Origin of the sequence: Pandoraea faecigallinarum, from assembly GCF_001029105.3 — a bacterium.
Lineage (GTDB): Bacteria > Pseudomonadota > Gammaproteobacteria > Burkholderiales > Burkholderiaceae > Pandoraea > Pandoraea faecigallinarum.
Genome location: NZ_CP011807.3, coordinates 1,448,421 through 1,471,327, shown reverse-complemented (window position 1 = coordinate 1,471,327; position 22,907 = coordinate 1,448,421). Strand labels below are relative to the sequence as shown.

16 protein-coding genes are annotated in these 22,907 nt (G+C 65.4%); 9 read left to right on the top strand and 7 right to left on the bottom strand.

The genetic code is table 11. The annotated features are described in order from the left end of the window. Positions 1-12 precede the first annotated feature (12 nt). Positions 13-1,086, top strand: a complete 1,074-nt coding sequence (locus AB870_RS06595) for a 2-aminoethylphosphonate aminotransferase (protein ID WP_047907402.1) — start codon at positions 13-15, stop codon at positions 1,084-1,086. Between the two features lie 23 nt (positions 1,087-1,109). Continuing rightward, positions 1,110-3,014, top strand: a complete 1,905-nt coding sequence (dxs, locus tag AB870_RS06590; RefSeq protein ID WP_047907401.1) for a 1-deoxy-D-xylulose-5-phosphate synthase — start codon at positions 1,110-1,112, stop codon at positions 3,012-3,014. A gap of 84 nt (positions 3,015-3,098) precedes the next feature. Here dxs and hpnN read toward each other — a convergent pair whose 3' ends face one another. Continuing rightward, positions 3,099-5,747 carry a hopanoid transporter HpnN gene (hpnN, locus tag AB870_RS06585; protein ID WP_047907400.1) on the bottom strand — a complete coding sequence of 883 codons (2,649 nt, stop codon included), beginning with the start codon at positions 5,745-5,747 and terminating at the stop codon, positions 3,099-3,101. Positions 5,748-6,069: 322 nt separating this feature from the next. On the opposite strand from hpnN, the gene AB870_RS06580 reads away from it, so the two are divergent. The 5 genes from AB870_RS06580 to AB870_RS06560 all read left to right on the top strand — a co-directional run bounded on the left by AB870_RS06580 (position 6,070) and on the right by AB870_RS06560 (position 11,366). Beyond that, positions 6,070-6,711, top strand: a complete 642-nt coding sequence (locus AB870_RS06580; RefSeq protein WP_047907399.1) for an MlaC/ttg2D family ABC transporter substrate-binding protein — start codon at positions 6,070-6,072, stop codon at positions 6,709-6,711. A gap of 355 nt (positions 6,712-7,066) precedes the next feature. Continuing rightward, positions 7,067-8,026: a 4-hydroxy-3-methylbut-2-enyl diphosphate reductase gene (gene ispH / locus AB870_RS06575; RefSeq protein ID WP_047907398.1), complete on the top strand. Its 960-nt coding sequence runs from the start codon at positions 7,067-7,069 to the stop codon at positions 8,024-8,026. Positions 8,027-8,049: 23 nt separating this feature from the next. Continuing rightward, positions 8,050-9,171 carry an adenosyl-hopene transferase HpnH gene (gene hpnH, locus AB870_RS06570; protein ID WP_047907397.1) on the top strand — a complete coding sequence of 374 codons (1,122 nt, stop codon included), beginning with the start codon at positions 8,050-8,052 and terminating at the stop codon, positions 9,169-9,171. Next, positions 9,172-10,167, top strand: a complete 996-nt coding sequence (hpnA, locus tag AB870_RS06565) for a hopanoid-associated sugar epimerase (RefSeq protein ID WP_047907396.1) — start codon at positions 9,172-9,174, stop codon at positions 10,165-10,167. It begins immediately after the preceding gene. Continuing rightward, entirely contained in the window at positions 10,164-11,366 is a 1,203-nt protein-coding gene (locus AB870_RS06560) for a glycosyltransferase (RefSeq protein WP_047907395.1), read from the top strand. Before hpnA ends, AB870_RS06560 begins: the two co-directional genes overlap by 4 nt. Positions 11,367-11,411: 45 nt before the next feature. Here the strand turns inward: AB870_RS06560 and AB870_RS06555 are convergent, their stop codons facing one another. The 4 genes from AB870_RS06555 to hpnD all read right to left on the bottom strand — a co-directional run bounded on the left by AB870_RS06555 (position 11,412) and on the right by hpnD (position 16,385). Beyond that, a complete protein-coding gene (locus tag AB870_RS06555; protein WP_047907394.1) occupies positions 11,412-12,107 on the bottom strand; it encodes a phosphorylase in 696 nt (231 codons plus the stop codon). Between the two features lie 11 nt (positions 12,108-12,118). Then, positions 12,119-14,092 (bottom strand): squalene--hopene cyclase, encoded by a 1,974-nt coding sequence (shc, locus tag AB870_RS06550; RefSeq protein WP_047908886.1) that lies wholly within the window; start codon positions 14,090-14,092, stop codon positions 12,119-12,121. A 200-nt stretch (positions 14,093-14,292) separates the two neighbouring features. After that, a complete protein-coding gene (gene hpnE / locus AB870_RS06545) occupies positions 14,293-15,537 on the bottom strand; it encodes a hydroxysqualene dehydroxylase HpnE (RefSeq protein ID WP_047907393.1) in 1,245 nt (414 codons plus the stop codon). Continuing rightward, positions 15,537-16,385 (bottom strand): presqualene diphosphate synthase HpnD, encoded by an 849-nt coding sequence (gene hpnD, locus AB870_RS06540; protein WP_084663383.1) that lies wholly within the window; start codon positions 16,383-16,385, stop codon positions 15,537-15,539. The genes hpnE and hpnD overlap by 1 nt, the downstream gene beginning before the upstream one ends. 226 nt (positions 16,386-16,611) lie before the next feature. Here hpnD and hpnC point away from each other — a divergent pair, with 226 nt between their 5' ends. Both hpnC and AB870_RS06530 read left to right on the top strand, forming a co-directional pair. Next, on the top strand, positions 16,612-17,466 hold the full coding sequence (hpnC, locus tag AB870_RS06535; protein WP_047908884.1) for a squalene synthase HpnC: 855 nt from the start codon (positions 16,612-16,614) through the stop codon (positions 17,464-17,466). A gap of 230 nt (positions 17,467-17,696) precedes the next feature. Then, positions 17,697-18,713, top strand: a complete 1,017-nt coding sequence (locus AB870_RS06530; protein ID WP_064674784.1) for a DMT family transporter — start codon at positions 17,697-17,699, stop codon at positions 18,711-18,713. Here the strand turns inward: AB870_RS06530 and AB870_RS06525 are convergent. Then, positions 18,628-19,191 (bottom strand): hypothetical protein, encoded by a 564-nt coding sequence (locus AB870_RS06525; protein WP_157112259.1) that lies wholly within the window; start codon positions 19,189-19,191, stop codon positions 18,628-18,630. The genes AB870_RS06530 and AB870_RS06525 overlap by 86 nt on opposite strands. 149 nt (positions 19,192-19,340) lie before the next feature. Beyond that, a complete protein-coding gene (locus AB870_RS27395; RefSeq protein WP_084663381.1) occupies positions 19,341-22,706 on the bottom strand; it encodes an autotransporter outer membrane beta-barrel domain-containing protein in 3,366 nt (1,121 codons plus the stop codon). Positions 22,707-22,907: the final 201 nt, after the last annotated feature.

Genomic DNA, 22,907 nt, shown 5'->3' with positions numbered 1-22,907 from the left:
GGAAGCTTCGCCATGCTGTTACTGAACCCGGGCCCCGTTACCCTGACCGAGCGTGTTCGCAAAAGTCTGCTGCAACCCGATCTGTGCCACCGAGAACCCGAGTTTTTCGACTTGCAGGACGAAGCTCGCGCACGCCTGACGGCCGTCTACGGCCTCGATCCGGCTGTGTGGACACCGGTGCTGATGACCGGCTCGGGCACGGCTGCCGTCGAGAGCATGACCGCGGGTCTCGTGCCGGAAAACGGCCGCCTGCTGATCGTCGAGAACGGTGTGTACGGTGAGCGTATTTCGCAGATCGCCAAGCAATATCGCGTCGATCACGACGTCATTCACTTCGAATGGATGCAGGCCCCGGATCTGGCGCAGATCGTCGCGAAGCTCGACGCCGCCGGGGATCGCCCGTACACGAACGTGGCGATCATTCATCACGAAACGACGACGGGCCGTTTGAACGATCTGAGCGGCATTTCCCGCGTTTGCCGCGAGCGCGGCATCGATCTGCTGGTCGACGGTGTGAGCAGTTTTGCCGCCGAAGCCATCGACTTCGACGACTCGGGCATCGTCGCGGTCGCCGCGACGGCCAACAAATGCGTACATGGCGTGCCGGGCGTGTCTTTCGTGCTGGTGCGCAGGGACGCGCTCGCCAAGGCCCACAGCCGTACGTACTACCTCGACATTGCGCGCCTGGCAAAGCTGCAAGCCGAGCGCAACACACCGTTCACGCCGTCCGTGCAAGCGTACTACGCACTGGTCGAAGCGCTGCGCGAGCTCGAGGATGCGGGCGGTTGGCAAAAGCGCCACGCCCACTACGGCGCGCTCGCCGAGCAGGCGCGTGCCGGCCTGGCCGCGCTCGGTATCGACAGCGTGTTGCCGCCGGGGGAATCCTCGGTCGTGTTGCGCGCGTACAAGCTGCCGGCGGGCGTCGACTACCCGCGTCTGCACGACTGGCTCAAGGCCGACGGCTTTGTGATTTATGCCGGTCAGGGCGGCCTGTCGAAGGAACTGTTCCGCATCTCGACGATGGGCAATCTCAGCGCGGCCGACATCGATCGCCTGCTGGCTTCCTTCGCCAGACTGGTGAACTAAGCCCCGGGGACGGACGTTCAGCCATGACCGATTTGTTAGCCAGCATCCCATCCCCGGCCGAATTGCGCGCCCTCTCGCGCGCCGAACTGCGACGCGTGGCCGACGAGCTGCGCGCCTGCGTGCTCGAGAACGTCTCGCGCACGGGCGGGCATCTGTCGTCGAATCTGGGCACCGTCGAACTGACGATTGCCCTGCACTACGTCTTCGATACGCCCAACGACCGGATCGTGTGGGACGTGGGTCACCAGACCTACCCGCACAAGATCCTGACGGGGCGGCGTGAGGCCATGCCGACGCTGCGTCAGTGGCAAGGCCTGTCGGGGTTTCCGAAGCGCGACGAGTCGCCGTACGACACGTTCGGCACAGCGCATTCGAGCACGTCGATCTCGGCGGCACTAGGCATGGCGCTGGCGAGCAAGGTCAAGGGTGAGAAGCGTCACGCGATTGCCGTGATCGGCGATGGCGCGATGACCGCGGGCGAAGCGTTCGAAGCCCTGAACAATGCCGGGGTGTATGACGATCTGCCGTTTCTCGTCGTGCTCAACGACAACGACATGTCGATCTCACCGCCGGTGGGCGCGCTCAACCAGTACCTCACGCGGCTGATGTCCGGCCAGTTCTACTCGGCGGGCAAGGAAAGCGTGCGCAATCTGCTGCGCAACGCCCCGGCGCCGATGCGCGAACTCGCCCACAAGCTCGAAGAACACGCCAAGGCCATCGTCTCGCCGACGGGCACGATGTTCGAGGAGTTCGGCTTCAATTATCTCGGCCCCATCGACGGGCACGATCTCGACGCCCTGATTCCCGCACTGGAGAACATCAAGGCGCTCAGGGGGCCGCAGTTCCTGCACGTCGTCACGCGCAAGGGCCGCGGCTACAAGCTTGCCGAAGCCGATCCGGTGCTGTATCACGGCCCGGGCAAATTCAATCCCAGCGAAGGCATTCGTCCGGCCGCACCGGGCACCGTCTCGGCCAAGACTTATACGCAGGTGTTCGGGCAATGGCTGTGCGATGCGGCAGCGGCGGACAAGCGTGTCGTCGGCATCACGCCGGCGATGCGCGAGGGCTCCGGGTTGGTGGAGTTCGAGAAGCGTTTTCCGGAGCGCTATTACGACGTCGGCATCGCCGAGCAACACGCGGTGACTTTCGCGGGCGGCCTGGCAACCGAAGGCCTGCGGCCTGTCGTCGCGATCTATTCGACGTTCCTGCAACGCGGCTACGATCAGCTGATTCACGATGTCGCCTTGCAGAATCTGCCGGTGCTTTTGGCCATCGACCGCGGCGGTCTGGTGGGCGCCGACGGGGCGACGCATGCGGGCGCCTACGACATGGCCTACCTGCGCTGCATTCCGAACATGGTGGTGATGGCGCCGGCCGACGAGAACGAATGCCGTCTGATGTTGCAAACGGCGCTTGGCATCGACGGTCCCAGTGCGGTGCGCTATCCGCGCGGCACGGGTCCGGGCGTGGCGACCGAAGCCGGTCTGTCGACGCTGCCCGTGGGGCATGCGCAGACGCGCCGCCAGAGCACCGCCCCCGCCGGGCGCCGCGTGGCGATGCTCGCGTTCGGCTCGATGGTGGCGCTGGCCGAGCAGATCGCCGACGAATTCGACGCCAGTGTGGTCAACATGCGGTTCGTGAAGCCGCTCGACGAAGCGACGGTGCTCGACATGGCGCGTACGCATGACCTGATCGTCACGCTGGAAGAAGGTGCCGTGATGGGCGGTGCGGGCACGGCATGCATCGAAGCGCTCAACGCGAACGGGGTTGCGATTCCGGTGCTGCAACTGGGATTGCCCGACACGTACATCGATCAGGGCACACCCGCGCAACAACTGGCGTCCGTCGGTCTCGACGCATCGGGTATCACCGCCTCGATTCGCCGCGCAATGGCCGAGCGGCTGGGAGGCAAGGTCGAGTCCGTGTAAGTCATCCGGTCCTCCAGCGGGGCAGGAAAGCAAGACGGCACCTCCCGGTGCCGTTTTTTTGTTGCCCGCGCGCCATGCCGGACGTCAGGGCTGTTTTGGCGGCATCGCCCCCTCGTCCTCGTGCGTCTTCGGCTTGCCCATGAGTACCTGCTGGAAGAACACCGCGCCGATCAGCGTGCAGACGAGCGACAGGGCCAACAGCTTGCCCATGCTCGATGTGCCCGGATGATGCGACAGCCACAGACTGCCGAACGCAATCCCGGTCGTCGCCGCGGACAGCACGATCGCCTGCGTCAGCCCGGAAGCCAGCAAACGATATTGACCGTGACGCCAGGCGATCACGTAGTAGATCTTGAACGCCACGCCCACGCCCAGCAGCAACGGCAGCGCGATGATGTTCGCGAAGTTCAGCGGCAAGCCGATCAGCACCGTCACTTCGAGCGTCACGGCCGCCGAGACCAGCAGCGGCACGAGCGTTCGCAGCACGTCGCCGAAATTGCGCAACGCGAGCCACAGCAGCACGGTGATCGACAGCAACGCCCACACGCCGGCTTCGATGAATGCCCGGATGATGGTGTTGGCCGAGCGCAGGATGGAGATCGGACCGCCGACCGCGTCCGGCGTCGTGCGCAATACGGCCTCGGTGAACTTGCGCAGCATCACGTCGTCGCTTGGATCCGCGCCCTTCGCCACACGCGGGGAAATGTTCACGAGCGCGCGTCCGTCGGCGGCCACCCATTGGGAGGCAATGTCCTTCGGCAGCGACTCGCGCGTCACCCGCTGCGGTTGCAGTGCGTCGCGCAATTGGCCGAGCACCAGCTTCAGCGGGCCGGCAAACGCGCGCTCGGCGCGATCGCGCGTGGCGGAATCCGCCGCCGCAAGCTTACGCAGCGCCGCGGCAAGACGTTGCGCCTGCTTCGCGCCTTCGCCCGGATAGTCGAGGGCCGCGTCTTCCAGTTGGCCCGCCGCCGTCTTGAGCGCGGAGACGCGCGTCGCATCGGGCACCGGGGCGAGCGGCGTTTGCGTGAGCACCGGCAGCAACGATTTCGCCGAGGTGGCGATCATCGCCAGCTTGGCCGGCTGGTCGGAGGGAAGGAAGGTCGTGAGCGTCACGACACGGCCCACCTCCGGGACGGCGCGAAGCCTGGCGGCTTCGGCGTCGGCCGCGGCGAGGTCCGGTGCAAGCCACTGCACGTCGTTCACGCCCGCTTCAGGCGAATTCGACAGATCGATGAGCGTTGCCATCGACTCCGTGTGCGGGTCCTTCAAATGCAGTGGATTGAAGTCGAAATGCAGATGCGCGAGCAGCGGCAGCCCGGCAACGACCAACGCCAGCGTGCCGTAAAGCAACGGCTTGCGATGCTTCTCGGTGAATTCGTCGACCGGCCCGAGGCTGCGAAACCCCGGCGGACTCGCTTCGCCCTTGGGCTTGAATACACTGATGAGCGCCGGCAGCAACGTGATCGCCGACGGGAACGCCACGCACAGAATGCCCACACCGGCGATCAGCCCCAGCTCCGACACGCCGCGATAGTCGGTCGGCAGGAACGAGAAGAAGCTCGCGGCGGTCGCCGCAGCGGCCAGCGACAGCGGCATCGCAATCGCCTTGCCCGCGCCGGCCAGCGCGCCGCGCAGCACGTCGTCCGCGGGTGTCGCCTCGCCGTGCTCCAGACGGTGCCGCTCCTCGCGGTAGCGCACGCCGAACTGAATGCCGAAGTCCACGCCGATGCCAACGAACAGCACCGCAAAAGCCACGGAAATCATGTTGAGCGCCCCCACCATCATCAGACCCAGCGCAAACGTCACTGCCAGCCCGGCAAGCAGCGTGATGAACACCGCGAGAATCATCTTGCCGGAGCGCACGGCCAGCCACAGCACCACCAGCACGGCAAGCAGCGTGATGGCGGCATTCGGGCCGGCATCCTCACGCACCGACGCGAATTCCTCGTCCGACAGGGGGCGCGGGCCCGTGAGGCGCACCGTCGCACCGTAGCGCTCGGCAAGCTTCAGATCGGCGACGGCATCGCGAATGCGTGTGGCCGCGTTCGCGCCCGCTTCGAGCGCCGCATAATCGAGCACCGGCTGCACCTGCACGTAGCTGCGCGCCACGGTATCCGGGGCGGCCAGCGCGCGCCACGACATGCCTGCCGGGCGGTTCGCCAGAACCGCTTCCGAAGTCTGCGCCGCGTTCTCCAGCAGACGCGTCATGTCCGCGAGCTTTACCTGACCGGTAAGAAGCGGTGTTTGCAGCGTCACCGACAGCAGGTTCGACAGACCGGCGAGGCTCGGATCCTGAGCCAGACGGTTGAGCAGCGGCCTGGCGTCTTCAAGCTTGCCGGTGAGCGACCTGACGTCGTCGGTCGAGGCGAAGAGCAAGGCGTTGTGGGCGAAAAAATCGCCCGCGCCGGGACGGCTCACGCTACGAAATACGTCCGTCTCCGTCTCCAGCCGCTTCGCCAGTTCGGCGGCCGCCCTGTCGGCGAATTCGGCGGCCGGCGCCTGCACGACAGCGAGCGTCAGATCGGTCTTCTGCGGGAAAGCGCGATCGATCTCGCGGCCGCGCTCGGCGGCCGGCGTGTTCAGGTCGATCAGGCTGGAAATGTCGGTGTTGATCGCGAAGTGCTTCGCAACGTACACGCAACTGGCCACCACGAGCAGCAGCGAGGCGAAGATGACCGGGTACGCGTGCTTCGCCGAAAATCGGACGATGCGCACCACGAGCGAAGTCAGCATGTAGCGGTTCCGGAAGAAAGTGGAAGTCTCACCGTCGGGCCCGGCGCATTTTCCTGCCGCCCGGCCGGGCGGGGCCGAAACGATACCGGACGACACCAAACGATACCAGGCGCGACGAAAACGAAAGACGTAACGAAAGGTTAAACGTTCGCTGCAATCAGGAACCAATCGGGACCGATGCCCGTCGATCAGCCCAGGGAATGCGACAAGAGCGATGGCAATAGTGAATTTACAAAATCGCAGCAGTATACAGGGGCCGCATGGGCATCACGTGGACTACACTACGGCCTGCTCCGAATTCAATCGATCAAGACAATCTGGCATGAACAAATTTCTGATGACGGTTGCCGCCGTCGCCCTGAGCGGCATCGGTGGCGCATCGGCCGCCTGGGCTCAGGCCAGCGCCAATCCGAACGACATGGTGAAGACAGCCGTCGAGACGGTCGTCAAGGGCGTGAAGGCCGATGCGGCTGCCAAAACCGGCGACGTGAACGCCACGGCGCGCGTCGTCGCGCGCGATTTCCTGCCGTATGCCGATTTCCTGCGCACCACGCGCTATGCCGTCGGCCCGAAGGTGTTCGACGCCGCAACGCCCGAGCAGCAAAAGAAGGTCTTCGAAGCATTCCAGCAACTGCTCGTCAACACATTCGCGCTGCAACTCTCGCAGGTGCGCGGCAACGACATCAAGTTCAAGTTCGAGCCGGCCAAGCTGACGGCGAACAGCAGCGACGTCGTGGTCGGCGCCACGGTCAGCGGCCCGGGCGACAACCTGTCGGTCGCCTACCGCCTGGCCAAGACGGACAAGGGCTGGAAGATCTACGACATCAACATGATGGGCGAGAACGTGGCCAACGCCTGGCTCATCCAGTTGTATCAGCCCCAGTTCAAGGCACGCATCGCGCAGGGCGGCATCGACAGCCTCATCGCCTACCTGCAAGAGAAGAACGAGCGTTTCGGCAAATAAAATCAACGACTTGGCGACCCAGGTCGCGACCCGCGGGCGTCTGCGGCGGGCATTCGGCGGCGTTTTACCGGAAACGCCACGGAATCGGCGAAGATCGCCGCCAGTTAGGCGCCGATTCGTCAACATTTTCGCAACAGTTGCCGATGCCTCGGGACAAGGGGTCGTCTGCAATATTTGGCCGCGGCGGTTACAATCGCTGCTTGTCAAACGACCGGACGGCGGTTCCCCCGAGGGTGCACGCGATTTGCCATCGAAACTGGCCTCGCGTGCTCCATGAAGCCACTTCCACCCGAGGTGGCATCCATGGGCACCCGATAGACACCGCCATCCCGGCCGACCTGAGCCGGAGAGCTGAATGCAAGTCCTACTTGCCCAACCCCGCGGGTTTTGTGCGGGTGTCATACGTGCCATCGAGATCGTAGAGCGTGCGCTGGAAAAATACGGCGCTCCCGTCTACGTTCGCCATGAAATCGTCCATAACAAGCATGTGGTCGATTCGCTCAAGGCCAAGGGCGCGCGCTTCATTGCCGAGTTGTCCGAGGCCCCGGCGGGCGCGGTGACCATTTTCAGCGCCCACGGTGTCGCGCGCGTCGTCGAGCAGGAAGCGGAAATTCGCGGCCTCAAGGTACTCAATGCCACCTGCCCGCTCGTCACCAAGGTACATATTCAAGGCAAGAATTATGTCTCCGCCGGGCGCGAAGTCATTCTGATCGGGCACGCCGGCCATCCGGAAGTCGAAGGGACGATGGGGCAGATCGACGGCCCCGTGCATCTCGTGCAAACCGAAGCGGATGTCGAGGCTTTGCCGCTCGCCATCGATACGCCGGTCTCGTACGTGACGCAGACCACGCTGTCGGTCGACGAGACTCGGGGTATCATTGCTGCGCTGCAACGTCGCTTTACCAATATCGTCGGCCCGAATACCAAAGACATCTGCTACGCCACGCAAAATCGCCAGACCGCCGTGCGCGAACTGTGCGAGCGTGTGGACGTTCTGCTCGTCGTCGGGGCGACGAACAGCTCGAACTCGAACCGCCTGCGTGAAATCGGCTCCGAAATGGGCCTGCCGAGCTATCTCGTGGCCGACGGCTCCGAAGTGAATCCGGAGTGGGTGCGCGGCATGGCCCGCATCGGCATCACCGCAGGGGCGTCCGCGCCCGAGCGCATGGTCGAAGACGTGATCGAAGCGCTGCGTCGCATCGACACGGTCGAAGTGACTCTCATGGACGGCATCGAGGAAACCATCCAGTTCCGCTTGCCGTCGGAATTGACCAAAGACGAGCCGGTCGCCGCACGCCACGCGGTCGCCGGCTAACGCTATACGAACAGGAGCCGAACTTGGCCATCCCCTTCCTGCAACAGGCGTATGTTGGCGCCTATCTGATGAAGCAACGCTTCAAGGGCGTCAAGCGCTACCCGCTGGTGCTGATGCTCGAACCGCTCTTTCGCTGCAACCTCGCCTGCTCGGGCTGCGGCAAGATCGACTATCCGGATCCGATCCTGAACCAGCGCGTCTCGCTCCAGGAGTCGCTCGACGCCGTGGACGAATGCGGCGCGCCGGTGGTCTCGATCGCCGGGGGCGAGCCGCTGCTGCACAAGGAAATGCCGCAGATCGTCAAGGGCATTATCGCGCGCAAGAAGTTCGTCTATCTGTGCACGAACGCGCTGCTGCTCGAGAAGAAGATCGACGACTACGAGCCGAGCCCGTTCTTCGTCTGGTCGATCCACCTCGACGGCGACCGTGAAATGCACGACGCCGCCGTGTCGCAGGAAGGTGTGTACGACCGCGCCGTGGCCGCCATCAAGCTGGCGAAGTCGCGCGGCTTCCGTGTGAACATCAACTGCACGCTGTTCAACAACGCCGATCCGGAAAAGGTCGCCAGGTTCTTCGATTCGACGAAGGATCTGGGCCTCGACGGCATTACCGTCTCGCCGGGCTATGCCTACGAGCGCGCGCCGGACCAGCAGCACTTCCTGAACCGTTCGAAGACCAAGCAACTGTTCCGCGACATTCTCAAGCGCGGCAATGGCGGCAAGAAATGGACGTTCAGCCAGTCGAGCCTGTTCCTTGACTTCCTCGCCGGCAACCGTTCTTACCACTGCACGCCATGGGGCAACCCGACGCGTACCGTGTTCGGCTGGCAGCGTCCGTGCTACCTGCTCGGCGAAGGCTATGCCAAGACGTATACGGAGCTGATGAACACCACCGACTGGGACAAGTACGGTGTGGGCAACTATGAGAAGTGCGCCGACTGCATGGTGCACAGTGGCTTCGAAGCCACGGCCGTGAACGAGACGATCTCGCATCCGCTGCGTGCACTGGGTGTGGCGATCAAGGGCGTTCGGACCGAAGGCAAAATGGCCGACGACATCTCGTTCGCCAAGCAGCGTCCTGCCGAGTTCGTATTCTCCAAGCACGTCGAGATCAAGCTCGACGAACTGCGCCGGGCCAAGGCGTAAATGCCGTCGCGAGTGCTGGTCACCGGCGCCTCCGGGTTCGTCGGTTCTGCGGTAGCACGTACGGCGCTCGCGCGCGGTCACGAGGTTCGCCTGCTGGTGCGTGGCACCAGCCCCCGCGCGAACCTCGCCGACCTGCCTGTCGAGGTCGTGGAAGGCGACATGCGCGACGCCGACTCGATGCGGCGCGCGCTCACCGGCATGGACGCCCTGCTCCATGTCGCCGCCGACTATCGCCTCTGGGCAAAAGATCCCAACGACATCATGCGGGCCAATATCGACGGCACGCGCACGGTAATGGAAGCCGCGCTGCGGGCAGGCGTGGAGCGTGTGGTGTACACGAGCAGCGTTGCCACGCTGCGGGTGCACGACGCCACCGGCCCCGTGGACGAAACCTCCCCGAACGAAGAAGCCACGACCATCGGCGTGTACAAGCGCAGCAAGGTCGCGGCCGAGCGTCTGGTCGAGCGCATGATCGCCAACGACGGTCTGCCCGCGGTCATCGTCAACCCGTCCACGCCCATCGGGCCGCGCGACATCAAGCCGACGCCGACCGGGCGCATCATCGTCGAGGCGGCGCAAGGCAAGATTCCCGCGTTCGTCGATACGGGCCTGAATCTCGTGCACGTCGACGATTGCGCCGAAGGCCACTTGCTGGCGCTGGAGCGCGGCCGTGTAGGCGAGCGCTACATTCTCGGCGGCGACGATGTCCTGCTGCGCGACATGCTCGCGAGCATCGCCGGCATGGTCGGGCGCAAGGCACCGAAAGTGGCGTTGCCGCGCTGGCCCCTCTATCCGCTCGCGATGGCGGCGCAAGGCGTGGCGCGCTTCACAGGCAAAGAGCCGTTCGTGACGGTCGATGGCCTGAAGATGTCGCGTTATCACATGTTCTTCTCCTCGGAGAAGGCAAAGCGCGAGCTGGGTTACGCCGCCCGCGCCTATCCCGAGGGTCTGCGCGACGCGCTCACCTGGTTTGGTTCTGCCGGATACCTCTCATGACTGTTTTGGCCTGGATCGCCGGCCTGTCGCTGGCCATCTGGATCTATCTGCTCAGCTCGCAAGGCGGCTTCTGGCGCGCACGCGAGCGCGACGATCTGGACGAAGACCGTCTGCCCGCACCGGCGCTCTGGCCGCCTGTGGCCGTTGTCATCCCTGCACGTAACGAAGCCGAATCGATCGGTCAGGTCGTGGAGTCGCTCTGCCGTCAGGACTACCCGGGACGCCTGCGTATCGTCGTCGTGGACGATCAGAGCAGCGACGGCACGGCCGACCTCGCGCGCGACGCTGCGGCGCGCGCCGCCGCTGATGGCCTGACGCGCCGCGTCGACGTGCTGAGCGGCCAACCACTGCCTCGTGGCTGGACCGGCAAGATGTGGGCGGTGCGCCAGGGGGTGGCGTTCGCCAGCGATCCGTCGACGAACGACGACGGTGTCGCGCCCGAATACCTTCTGCACACCGATGCGGACATCGCGCATTCGCCCGAGAACGTGCGCCGCCTGGTCACGCGGGCAACGGGCGAAAACCGCGTGCTCGTCTCGCTCATGGCGAAACTGCGCTGCACGGCGTGGTTCGAGCGCACGCTGATCCCGGCCTTCGTGCTGTTCTTCCAGATGCTCTACCCCTTCTCATGGGTCAACGATCCGAAGAAGAAGATGGCCGCCGCCGCCGGCGGGTGCATGCTGATTCATCGGGCGTCGCTCGAAGCGGGTGGCGGCATCGAAGCGATTCGCGATGAAATCATCGACGATTGCGCGATGGGACGCATGCTCAAGAAGCAAGGGCCGATCTGGCTGGGACTGACGGAGCGTGCGGTCAGCATGCGTCCGTACGACAACCTCGGCGAGATCCGCAAGATGGTGTCGCGCACGGCGTACGCGCAGTTGCAGTACTCACCGGTGTTGCTCACGAGCACGATCGTCTCGTTGCTGCTCACGTTCATCGTGCCGCCGGTCATGACGATCTTCGGGTCAGGCATCGGCCAGTGGCTGGGCCTGTTCGCGTGGATCGCCATGACGATTTCGTATCTGCCGATGCTGCGCTTCTATCATCAGCCGTCGAGTTTCGGCCCGATGCTGCCGCTCGTCGCCGCGCTCTACACCGTCTTCACGTTCGACTCGGCGCTGCAACACTGGCGCGGTCGCGGCGGCATGTGGAAAGGTCGTGCGCAGGCGCGCGGGCAACAGTCGCCGGACGTTTGAGCCGTCACTGCCCTTCACGAAACACCGAAACGATCGACGCGACGCTCAGATTCCCACGGCCCTCGCCCCGAACCCATCGCCGAGTTCGAGCGAAACGATTCGACGGCCATGCTTCATCGCTTGCCGTGCGCGGCCGGCGTCTTGTCCCACGCGCAGCAACGCAGGCAACTGAAGCGGATTGCCCGCGAGCGAGCGCAGTACACCGAGAATGTCGGTCGAGCCATCGCTGCGCATGCCGGCGAGCGCCGCCGGCGGGAGCGAGCGCTCCGCCGGGTCGATCACCACGCGCGCGACCACGAACGGCAAACCATGTGCCTGCGCCACGCGAGCGACGATATGCGACTCCATATCCGCCGCCGCCGCCCCGCTCTCGCGGAACAACGCCGCCTTGTCACCGGCGCTCACCACGGGGGCGCTCACTCCCGCCACATCGGCAAGCAGCGCCCCCGGCATCGCGCGGCGCAGTGCATCCGCCCACGCGAGCGACGTTGCGCACTCACGCGCCTGCTGCGGCATGTCGAGCACCGTGTGCGCAACGACCCACTGGCCCGGTTTCACGCCGGGAATCAGGCCGCCTGCCGTGCCGAAACTCACGAGACCGCGTGCGCCTTCACGGGCAATCGCCGCCTCCAGTGCATCGGCAAGTGTGTGATTCTGCGCACAGACGACGTGCACGCCGTCGCCCTTGGCAATACGCGCCTCGAACGGCATACCGGTCACGACGATGATGGGCGGGCTCATGCACTTCCTTGTTACATCCCGCACGGCACCGGGCAATCGTTGCGCACGGTCAGGTTGCGGTAGCGCGCGAGCGCCCACAGCGGGAAAAACTTGCGATAGCCGTGGTAGCGAAGATAGAACACACGCGGGAAGCCCGTCGCCGTGTAGCGTTCCTCGTCCCACAGACCTTCATCGTTCTGTGTATTGAGCAGGTAGTCGACGCCTCGCCTGACCGCCGGGTGTTCGGCCTTGCCTGCGGCCATCAGCCCCAGCAGCGCCCACGCCGTTTGCGACGACGTGCTCGGCGCCGCTTCGTAGCCCTTGTATTCGAGCTTGTAGCTCTCGCCGTCTTCGCCCCAGCCGCCATCGGCATTCTGGATCGAGATGAGCCACTGCGCGGCACGCGCCATCGCCGGGTGCTCGGGCAAAATACCCGCCGCGGCGAGACCGCACATCGCCGACCACGTGCCGTACACGAAATTCATGCCCCAGCGGCCATACCAGCTGCCGTCGGCCTCCTGATCGTCGAGAATGTACTTCAACGCCAGATCGGCCGACGCCTTGCGCTCGGGCGACTGCGGCAATTGCGCCAGCATCGACAGGCAGCGTGCGGAGACGTCGACCGTCGGCGGATCGAGCAGCGCCCCATGGTCCGAGAACGGGATGCTGTTCAGATACAGATGGGTGTTCTCGGGCTCGAATGCGCCCCAGCCGCCATTACTGCTCTGCATGCCGATCACCCATTCCGTTCCCCGGTCGATGGCGTAGCGCATCGCATGGGTCTTCGGGTCGGCCCCGTCGATCTTGAGATTCTCGAACTTGCCGGCGAGCTTTTCGTAGCGATCCATCGCCATGGCGACGACCGCCGTGTCGTCCACGTCCGGATAGTGCGGGTTGGCGAACTGGAACGCCCAGCCCCCGGGACGCACGTTCGGGCGCCGGGAAATCCAGTCGCCCCTCACGTCCAGAATCTGCAACGGAATCAGCCATTCGAGGCCCTTGCCCGCCAGTTCGATGGCGCGCTTGTCGCCCGTCTCCAGCAGCGCATGCGCCGACAGTGCGGTGTCCCACACCGGCGACAGGCATGGCTGCACGTACGTTTCATGATCGGCCGGCGTCACCAGCTTCTCGACCGACCGGCGCGCAATGGCACGGCTCGGATGATCTTCGGGATAGCCGAGCACGTCGTACATCATGACGGCGTTGGCCATGGCCGGATAGATGGCGCCCAGGCCGTCTTCGCCGTTCAGACGCTCCTCCACGAACTCGACAGCGCGCCTGATCGACTTTTCGCGCAGCTTCTTCGGGAAAAACGGATCGAGGGCGCGCAGCACATGATCGACGCCCGAGAAGAACGTGAACCAGAAGCGGCTCTGATGTGGCGCGCGTCTGGGCGGACCGACATCCTTGGGGCTGCCGATGAACAATTCGTCGATGCCGATGCCCTTCGGGTTGCGCGCACGCGGGCGTCTGGCCTGCAACACGAGCAACGGCACGATCACCGTGCGTGCCCAGTACGACACCTTCGAGAGGTGGAACGGGAACCACTGCGGCAGCAGCATGATCTCGACGGGCATCATCGGCACGGCCTTCCACTCCAGCACGCCGTACAGCGCGAGCAGGATACGCGTGAAGACGTTCGCGTTCTGCGCACCGCCGCGCGAGAGGATCGCCTCGCGGGCGCGCACCATGTGCGGGGCGTCGACCGGATCGCCGATCATCTTGAGCGCGAAGTACGCCTTCACGCTCGCACTCATGTCGAACTTGCCGTTGTAGAACAGCGGCCAGCCGCCATGCTCGCCCTGAATGCGGCGCAAATACGCGGCAACTTTCGCTTCGAGTTCGGCATCGACCTTCTCGCCCAGGTGGTGGCGCAGCAACACATACTCGGCCGGGATCGTCGCGTCGGCTTCCAGTTCGAAAAGCCAGTGGCCGTCGTCATGTTGTAGGTCGAGCAGTGCGGCGATCGAGCGTTCGATGCCGGTCTCCAGCGTCTGCGTGGCCATCGCGGTACTCACCTTTTGCGCGAGTTCGGTGTGCAGTTTGAGGTCCACGGCCGTGGCAGTGGCCGTGCGTCGCGCTTCCTTGTCGGAAGCCTCGCGTATCGTATCCATGGCGTTCTTGCCTATCCAAAGGCGATAGAGCGGCGCGGTACGCGCCGGTTAAACATGTGTAGCGGCAATGACGGCGGCATTCGCCGCAGCGTTCACAGCAGGTCGGCAGCCCGGTTCCCGCTGCGCAGCGCGCCTTCAATGGTGGCGGGCAGCCCCGTGGCCGTCCAATCCCCGGCGAGCACGAGGTTACGCCAGCGTGTCTTCGCCCCCGGGCGGCGCCGGTCCTGCGCGGGCGTCGCCGCAAACGTGGCGCGCTTCTCGCGCACCAATTGCCACACCGGCATCGGTGTGGACGCAATCTTGCAGGCCTTCGCGACCTCTTCCCAGATGCGCATCGCGAGCGATTCCCGCGATTCGTCGAGCAGATGGTCCGCGCCGCTGATCGTGACCGACAGACGTGTGTCGAACGCGAAGATCCAGTCGCTCACGCCGTTCACCACGCCGATCATCGGCGGGCAGCCCGGCGGCGGCGCCACTTGATAATGCGCGTTGACGATGGCGCGGTATTCGTCCGGCGTCGTCAGACCCGGCACCAGCGACGCCGCCACGTTCGGCGGCACCGCAAGCACGACGGCATCGTCCGCGGCCAGCGCCTGGGGCCCATCGCCGAAATCGATCGCTTCGACGCGGCTGTCATCGGCGGCGTAATGCAGCGCCCGCACGCGGTGCTGCATCATTACGCGCGCGCCCTTCGCTTCCAGATAGGCCAGCGCAGGCGTCACGAACGTCACGTCGAGACCTTCGCTTGCGATCAGCGGATGGCAGGCCTTGCCGCCAGGCACCAGCGTCTCGCGAATCACGGCACCGGCCATCTGCGCCGAGCCTTCGGCCGGATCGGCATTGAGCACCGCGAGAAACAGCGGATGGATCAGCCGCTTGTACAGCGCGGGCGGGCAATGCATGGCGTCGGTCATCGTGGCGTGCGGACCGGCACGCAGCAGCGGCGCGAGCGACAGATAGTCCGACCACTTCGTACCCGGCACGCGCGCGCGCTTGTCGAAGATCCACCAGGGCAGACGCCCTTCCGACAGGCGCACCGTCCAGCGCTCGTCGCTCTCGAGATCCACGAAGGCGAACTCCGCGCGCCCCGGGCCGGTGAGCGTGTGTTCCGAGCCGATGAGGCGCGTGAACTCGCGCATCGTCGAATTGCCCGAGAGCACCAGATGATTGCCGTTATCGATGACGGCGTTCAGTTGCCGGTCGAAGTACGAACGGCAACGTCCGCCCGCTTGCGGCGCCGCTTCATGCAGCACGACGGCCACACCGCGCGTGGCGAGCCGGACCGCGGCAGCCAGCCCCGCGAGGCCCGCGCCGATGACGTGAACCGTGCCCGCCATCAGAGAATCATCTGCCGCAGCAGCATCAGAATGAGACGCCAGCGCGGAACCCGCACGCGCTCGCGTGGCACGGCAAAGCCGCGCGCAATCAGTTTGTCGAGAATCGCACCGTAGGCCTTTGCCATCACCGCCGGGGCAACGACCACACGGCGCGGGTGGCGCGCCATGATCGCGCGCGCACGGGCGTAATGCTCGCGCGCCTGCGCCACGAGCGGCGCACACGCGCGGTCGAGATCGGCGGCGGCGACCGCCTCGGGCGTGACGTTCACAATCCCGGCGTCCGCCAGCGTCTCACGCGGCAGATAGACACGCGCAATCCCGGCATCTTCGTCGATGTCGCGCAAAATATTGGTCAACTGGAGCGCACGGCCGAGGTGATACGACAGATCGATGCCCTCCTGCTCCGGCATGCCGAACACCTTGACGGACAAACGCCCGACGGCGCTCGCGACGCGATCGCAATACAGATCGAGCGTGGAAAGGTCCGGGGCGACGATGGGGCCGCAGGCATCCATCTCCATGCCTTCGATGACGGCGAGGAAGTCCTCGTGCTTCAGGCCGAACTGCTTGACGACGCGGGCCAGGTTCGCGAGCGACGGCGCCGCGCGGCCGTCGTACAGATCGGCCAGATCGCGCCGCCATACGGCCAGACGCGCCATGCGGTTCGCCGACGTGTCGTCGCCGTCGTCGGCGATATCGTCCACCGCGCGGCAAAAGGCGTAGATCTCGAACATGCCTTCGCGCTGCGCGGGCGGCAGAATGCGCATGGCAGCATAGAAACTGCTGCCCGACGCCACGCGTGCGCTGCTTTGCTCAGGCGAAATTTCGATCGGTTCGGCGACGCTCACGAGGCTCCTCGTCGTACAGGGGAACAGGGTGACAATGCAAAAAAGCCAGAAAATTCTGACAAAGGCAGAAGTATACCGGGGATTGGCACGACTTTCCCGACAGGATGCGGGACGATGACATAGAATCTCGGGGCACTCAGCGCCGCCCCGGGGTTCGCTTCGCGGTGTCCCGGTATCCGTGACCCGTCATCCGGGCGGCATTGCCTTCCTTTGCCTCATCCGCCTGATGACTTCCGACGCCAAGATCGAGCACTACGAGAACTTCCCGGTCGCCAGTGTCCTGCTGCCGCGCGAAATGCGCGCGCCGGTAGGCGTGATCTACAACTTCGCGCGCACGGCCGACGACATTGCCGACGAGGGCGACGCCACCAACGCCGAACGCCACGCCGGGCTGGCCGCCTATCAGGCCGAACTCGACAAGATTGCCGCCGGCCGGCCAACGTCACCCGACAAGCCGCTCTTCGCCGCCCTTGCGCGGGTGATCGCCGGGCATCGGTTGCCGGTGCAACCGTTCTCCGACCTGCTCTCGGCCTTCGATCAGGACATCGAGAAAAAGCGCTACGCCACCTTTGCCGAGTTGCGCGACTACACGCGACGCTCCGCCGATCCGGTCGGGCGCATCATGCTCGGCCTGTTCAAGCTCGACACGCCCGAGAACATCGCGTGCTCGGACGACATCTGCTCGGCCCTGCAACTGATCAACTTCTGGCAGGACGTGGAAGTCGACTGGCGCAAGGCGCGCGTCTACCTGCCGCAGGACGACATGGCCCGCTTCGGCGTGACCGACGCCGACATCGGCGCGCAGAAGTACGACGACAACTGGCGCGCCCTCATGCGCCACGAGGTCGACTTCGCACGCAGGATGATGCTGCGCGGCGCACCGCTCGCCAACCGCGTGCCGGGCCGCTTCGGGCTTGAGCTATGCTGCGTGGTGCACGGTGGCCTGCGCATTCTCGACATGATCGAGGCCGCGGACTACGATGTCTTCCGTCGCCGCCCTCAACTGGGCAAGATGGACGGCATCCGCGTCTTCCTGCGTGGTCTTGGTATGAAACTCGGCGGCACACCGCCCAAGGCGTGACGTCTAGCCGGCGCCCCGCACCGCTGTCCTCCCCTGCCCCCGCCATGTCCCGTGATGCCAACACCGCGGGACATGCGTGCCCGGCCCCATGGCACCATCGTTTGCCCGGCTCCTGGCGCTTCTCCACCTCACACGACTGCCTTACCGTAATGGGATAGCGCGTTCCGCCAGGCGGCATCCCGCCGGGGAGCGCTTTGCGCTTTCTCACCCCCGTCACGGAGTCCGGACACGTGAACCTGCCGGCCGGCCTGCAACGTCTCACCCCGAAGGGCGCGCGCGGGCGCTCGCACGCCGGGCTGCTCTTCGCCATCGTCATCGTGACGTGGGGCGTGAACTGGCCGGTCAGCAAGGCGCTGCTCGCCCATGTCTCGCCATGGTGGAGCGCGGCGCTTCGCTCGGCCATCGGCATGACGACGTTGTTCGTCATCTGCGCGCTCACCCGGCGGCTCGTCGTGCCCAAACGGGGCGATCTGCCGGTGATTCTGAGCGTCGGTCTGTTGCACATGACGGTGTTCTCGCTGCTCGTGGCGCTCAGCCTGCAATACGTGAGTGCGGGACGCTCCGCCGTGCTCGCCTATACCACCCCGCTGTGGGTGATGCCCGCCGCGCGGCTGTGGCTCGGCGAGGCGCTCACGCTGCGACGTTTGCTCGGACTCGCCTGCGGCCTGCTCGGTCTGGCGGTCATGTTCAACCCGCTCGCATTTGACTGGCATGACCACGACGCCCTCGCCGGCAACGCGCTCGTGCTGCTCTCGGCGTTCGTATGGGCCGTGGCCATCGTCCATATGCGGGCGCACCGCTGGGTCAACGGTCCATTCGAACTCAGCCCATGGCAATTGCTTCTCGCCAGCGCCATGCTGTGCACGATCGCGTTCGCGGTAGACGGCGTGCCGCACGTGCGCGGATGGGTCGTATTCTCGGGCCTGCTCGCGTATGGCGGCGTGCTCGGGGGCGGTATCGCGTACTGGCTGGCCGGCGTGGTCACACGCCGGTTGCCGGCGGGCGTGACGTCGCTCGGCCTGCTCGGCGTGCCGGTGGTCGGCACGCTGGCGTCGGCGCTGATGCTGCGCGAATCGCTCGGGGCGGATGTCTGGGGCGCGCTCGTCCTGATCGTCGGCGGGATTGCATTGGGCACCGTACAGCGGCCTGCGACGCCATGCCTCACCGGCCGTGAGCGTTGCCCGCGGATCTGCGCGCCGCAATGCGATTGTCGAAGAACGCCGCCAGTGCCGGATCGTTCACCGTGAGATCGAACTGACGGTCGTCGACGGCCTTGAAATATCCGTCGCACAGATCCGCTTTGGCGGCTTGCGTCGGCTGGTCGTCGATGGTGTTCGCATACACCACGAACTGACGCTCGACGAGCTTCGGAAACTGGTTCGAGAGGAGATCGTCGTAGCGCTGCCTGGCCTCGGGATCGGTGTAGACGGCCTTCAGTTCGGCGCGAACGCGCTGTCCTTCGGCCAAATATTCCCGATGCCGCACTTGCCACGCGCGCAACGCGGTATTGCCGTGCGCCCGCGTCGCGTCGCCGAACAGCCCGCACTTCTGCACGAGCCGCTCCAGCACCTGTCCGACGCCTTCGGGCGACGCCATCGCCGCGCCCATCAGTTCGGCGTCGTTTTTGTATTGCGGCGGCTGCGCGAAGGTCAACGCCGCCCCAGCCAGCGCCGCGCCCGTGCACGTGAACACGAAGAGGCGTCGCAATGCGTTGCCAGATTGCATGATTGCCGGATCGAAGGGATGGCGTGCTCGGGCGGCACGCTCTTGGAGGTATCGCATCGGCCACGACGTCGATGGCAGCATCTTAGCCGAAGTTGCCCCTCCGGCGCCTGGTGCGTCGGCATCAAGTTTTCGTTGGCGTTATGCATACATCAGAACCTCCACGTTGCCGACACCGATCCTGCGATGTCCGCGTTTCCAGCCTTGTAGACGTTGCTCGACACTGCGGCGCCGAAGACGATCTTCCGCGCCATCCGATATGACACCCCGGCTTGCAGTCCGAGGCTGTCGCGACCGACGACTTCGCTGCGCGTCGTGAACGGAATCCCCGGATACCCGGCGAAGCTGGCGCTCTGGGTCACCGCCCCGCCCGTCAGCTCGTGGTTCCACGTCGCCTGCAAATTGGCGGTGAGCGCGTTGCCCGCGATCATCGGCAGGTCGAAGCGCAGTTCGCCGCCCACGCGTGTGCGCAACGAGTTGAACGTCTTGCTCTCGAGTTGCAGACGCGCGCCGTCGGCGCCGTCTTCCGTCAGGTTCGGACGGTACAGCCCGGTGTAATCGAGCGCCGCCACGGGGCCTGCGCTCGTCGTGCTGCTCAACTGCCAGCGCCAGCCGCCACCGACGCTCACCGTTGCCGTCGCGCCGGTCCATGTGCCACGCGGCGTCGCGGTGTAGCCGTTCACGGCGATGCTCCGGTCGACACGACCGTCTTCGACGCCGATACGCGCCAGCGCAAACGCGTGCGGACCGGCGTTCGCGCTCGGGGCGTAGCGCGCATGCACGCCGATGTCGAGTGCCGTGGTCTTGCCCGACCCTGGCGTCTGCGCATCGAGCCGCGTCGACTGGCCGCTGATCGCGCCATGAGCGCCGAGCGCCCAGTCGCGCCCGTCGCCCGTTAGCCGTTCCACACCGAACACGACGCCGTACGTGTTACCGCTCGCGCCCGCCATGTCGCCACTGCGCGCACGCCAGTACCCGCTGCCGAACGGCATCGCAAACCCGCGCCAGTTGCCCGCGTGTGCACCGTCGCCGCCTGCCCCGGAACTCGCCGCGCCCACCGCCGTCGCGACCATGTCGGTCAGTTGGCGCTCGCGCAGCAAGGCACCCGTGAACATCGCGCCGTAGGCCGCCGGCGTGAGCTGCGGCAAGGCTTTTGCAATGCCGCTGCCGTCCGCTGCCGAAAAGTCGAGGGCGGCGACAAGCGGTTGCAGATCGGCGCCGGCGCTGTCGGCAATGCGATCGAGCGCCGCCCCCACCCGGCGGCTGTTGCCGTCGGTGGCGTATTGCGAATAGGCGTTCGCCACCCGCGCGATCTGAACGCGATAGGTGTTCGCGCCGAGCGAGCTCACGCTCGCCGCCAGCGTCGGTGAGGACAGCAGCGTCGTCACGTTGGCGAACGCGCCGCCGATACTCGACGCGTTCAGCCACTGATCCGACGTTACCGTCATGCCGTTTGCGTACCAGCCGCGTTGCGGCGCAATGGCAAGTGTGCCGTCGAGCGCCGCATGACCGCTCACCAGCAGCTTGCTGAACGCCCCGCTGTCCGCCATCGAGAGCAGAAGACGCCCGGTACCCGTCTGCGCGTAGTCGCCGGCAACACTGATGAAACCGCCCGCCAGCAACGGTGCGACGGTGCCCGCGTTCACGAAGCCGCCGCCCGCGGGATCGAGTGCATAGCGGCTGTTGCCCGTGAGGGTGGCGCCGGCATTCACGGTCACGTCGTGCACCGTATGATCGCCGTTGATCTGCGTCGTGCCGCCCGCCATCGTTAGCGCCAGATTGCTACCGACAATGTTGCCGTCATAACGCAGAATGAACGTCGGATCCGCCTGATTCATGGCGACGCCACCGGCATCGGGCGTCAATCCGAAGGTCAGTTGCGTCAGACGTAGCGCGCCCTGGCTGTCGCGCTCGGCGTACTTCGACAGAATGTCGCCGTAAAGGGCGGCTCCGCGCATGATGTTGATCTGGCCGACGTAGCCGTTCTCCGACATGTACAGCGATGCATATCTGCCCGCGAGCCGGCCGGTGATGTCCGCACGGGCAACGAGAGGCCCGTCCAGTTCGTCGGGCAGCGGCAGGGGCTGCCCCGTGGTCCCGTCGCGTTTCGTGAAGATGTACGACCCGCGATAGTCGCCACCGTCGCCCAGCGCGTTGTGCCCGAAGTCGAAGCTTGCCGCGATACCGTTCGCGCCAAGCGCCTGCACGTCGCCTTGCTGGACGAAGGTATGGCCCTTGCCGTACGCGAACATTACGCCGCGCCCGTTACTGCCGTCCGCGTAGACGCGCGTGCCGGGCAGCACGCTCACGTTGTTGCCTACACCATCCACACGGATGCCGGCGCCGCCGTCGCCGATGCTCAGCAGGTCGGCACGCTGTGCAATCGTGTTGTGACTGCCATACACGTGCAGGCCGAGCCCGAGCGTTGCCGTGTTGTAGGTGTTCGGGACATAGTCCGTACCGTCGGCGTTTCGGCCGAAAAAGGGCCGGTCGTTGGTCAGCGTCAGGCCGTCGTCGTAGACCGGGCGACCGAAGAAGTTGCGCCGGTCGATGTCATAGCCGATGTCTTGCAGCGCCGCGAGTTCCGCCTCCATGAACGCCGTGTAATTGCGATACGTCTGGTGGCTCATTAGGCTGTTCTTCAACTCGATGTGCGAGAAGATCGGCGAATCGAAGGTGCGCCCATCGAACATGGCCTTGACAGGTATGCCTTTCATGGCATTGCCGAGCACTTCCCTGACGTGATCGCCGGCGAAGTACGCCGTGTCTTTCCGAGCGTCGAAGGCCGTCGGATCAACGGTCCCCACGTTCTCCGGCGTGAGAATGTTCTGCCCCGGCTGGGCACGACGGTCGTTGTCGTCGTAGAGGTGCGCCGACCAGGTGTCGAGTACCGTTGCGAACCGGTTCGTATGCAGGGTGGGCGAAATCTTGGTTACGGCAACGTTCGCCACGACGCCCAGCGCATGCGCGACCTCGTGCAGCATCACCGCAGGCAGGTCGGCCTGACTGTTGAGCGGAATCTGCGACGCCACGTGGGGCGCCGTGGAAAACGCCATCCGGCCGAGGGTAATCTCGCCGTGCGCATCGTGATAGACAGGGCGCTCAAGCGGGCTGTTCTGCAACGCCGCCTGAACGAGCGTCGGATTATAGTCCTCGCCCGCGGGCAAGAGGCCCGCGTCGAGCGCGTGGGGGCTGTACGCGTGGGCGCCATCACTTGTACTCATGCCGACGTTGATGATCGCCGGCGAGCGGCCGGGCGTGACCTTGATGACTTCCGCCCAATAGCTCAACGCCGCGCGCACCTGATCGGTTTGCAGCGGCGACAGCGTGCCCGATGAAATCTGGTCCTGGCGGTGCTCGTCGGTCGCGTAGACGCCGTCCCCCAGAGAAAAGAGCCGCGCCTGTATGAACGGCGTGCCGTTGCGGTCCGCGATGTCGATTGGCGTGTAAGCCTGCGCGGCCGATGTGATCGTGCAAAGCGCCGCAAACGCGACGCAGGTCATGCGAACTGTCCCCATTCAGTATTCCGTATCTCTTTTTCGCTTTTGTAAGAATTTGTAATTTGGAGCGAATAGTAGCATCGCGCGCGACGTCGCCGCGATTTATACGGGGTTTTGCGCCGGGTGCCGGGAACGCAACATGACCCGAGCCCTCGCCTACGGCAATTCCGGGCTTAACGCGCGCACGGGACGTGTCACCCGTGTGGATTTCTGCGAAAT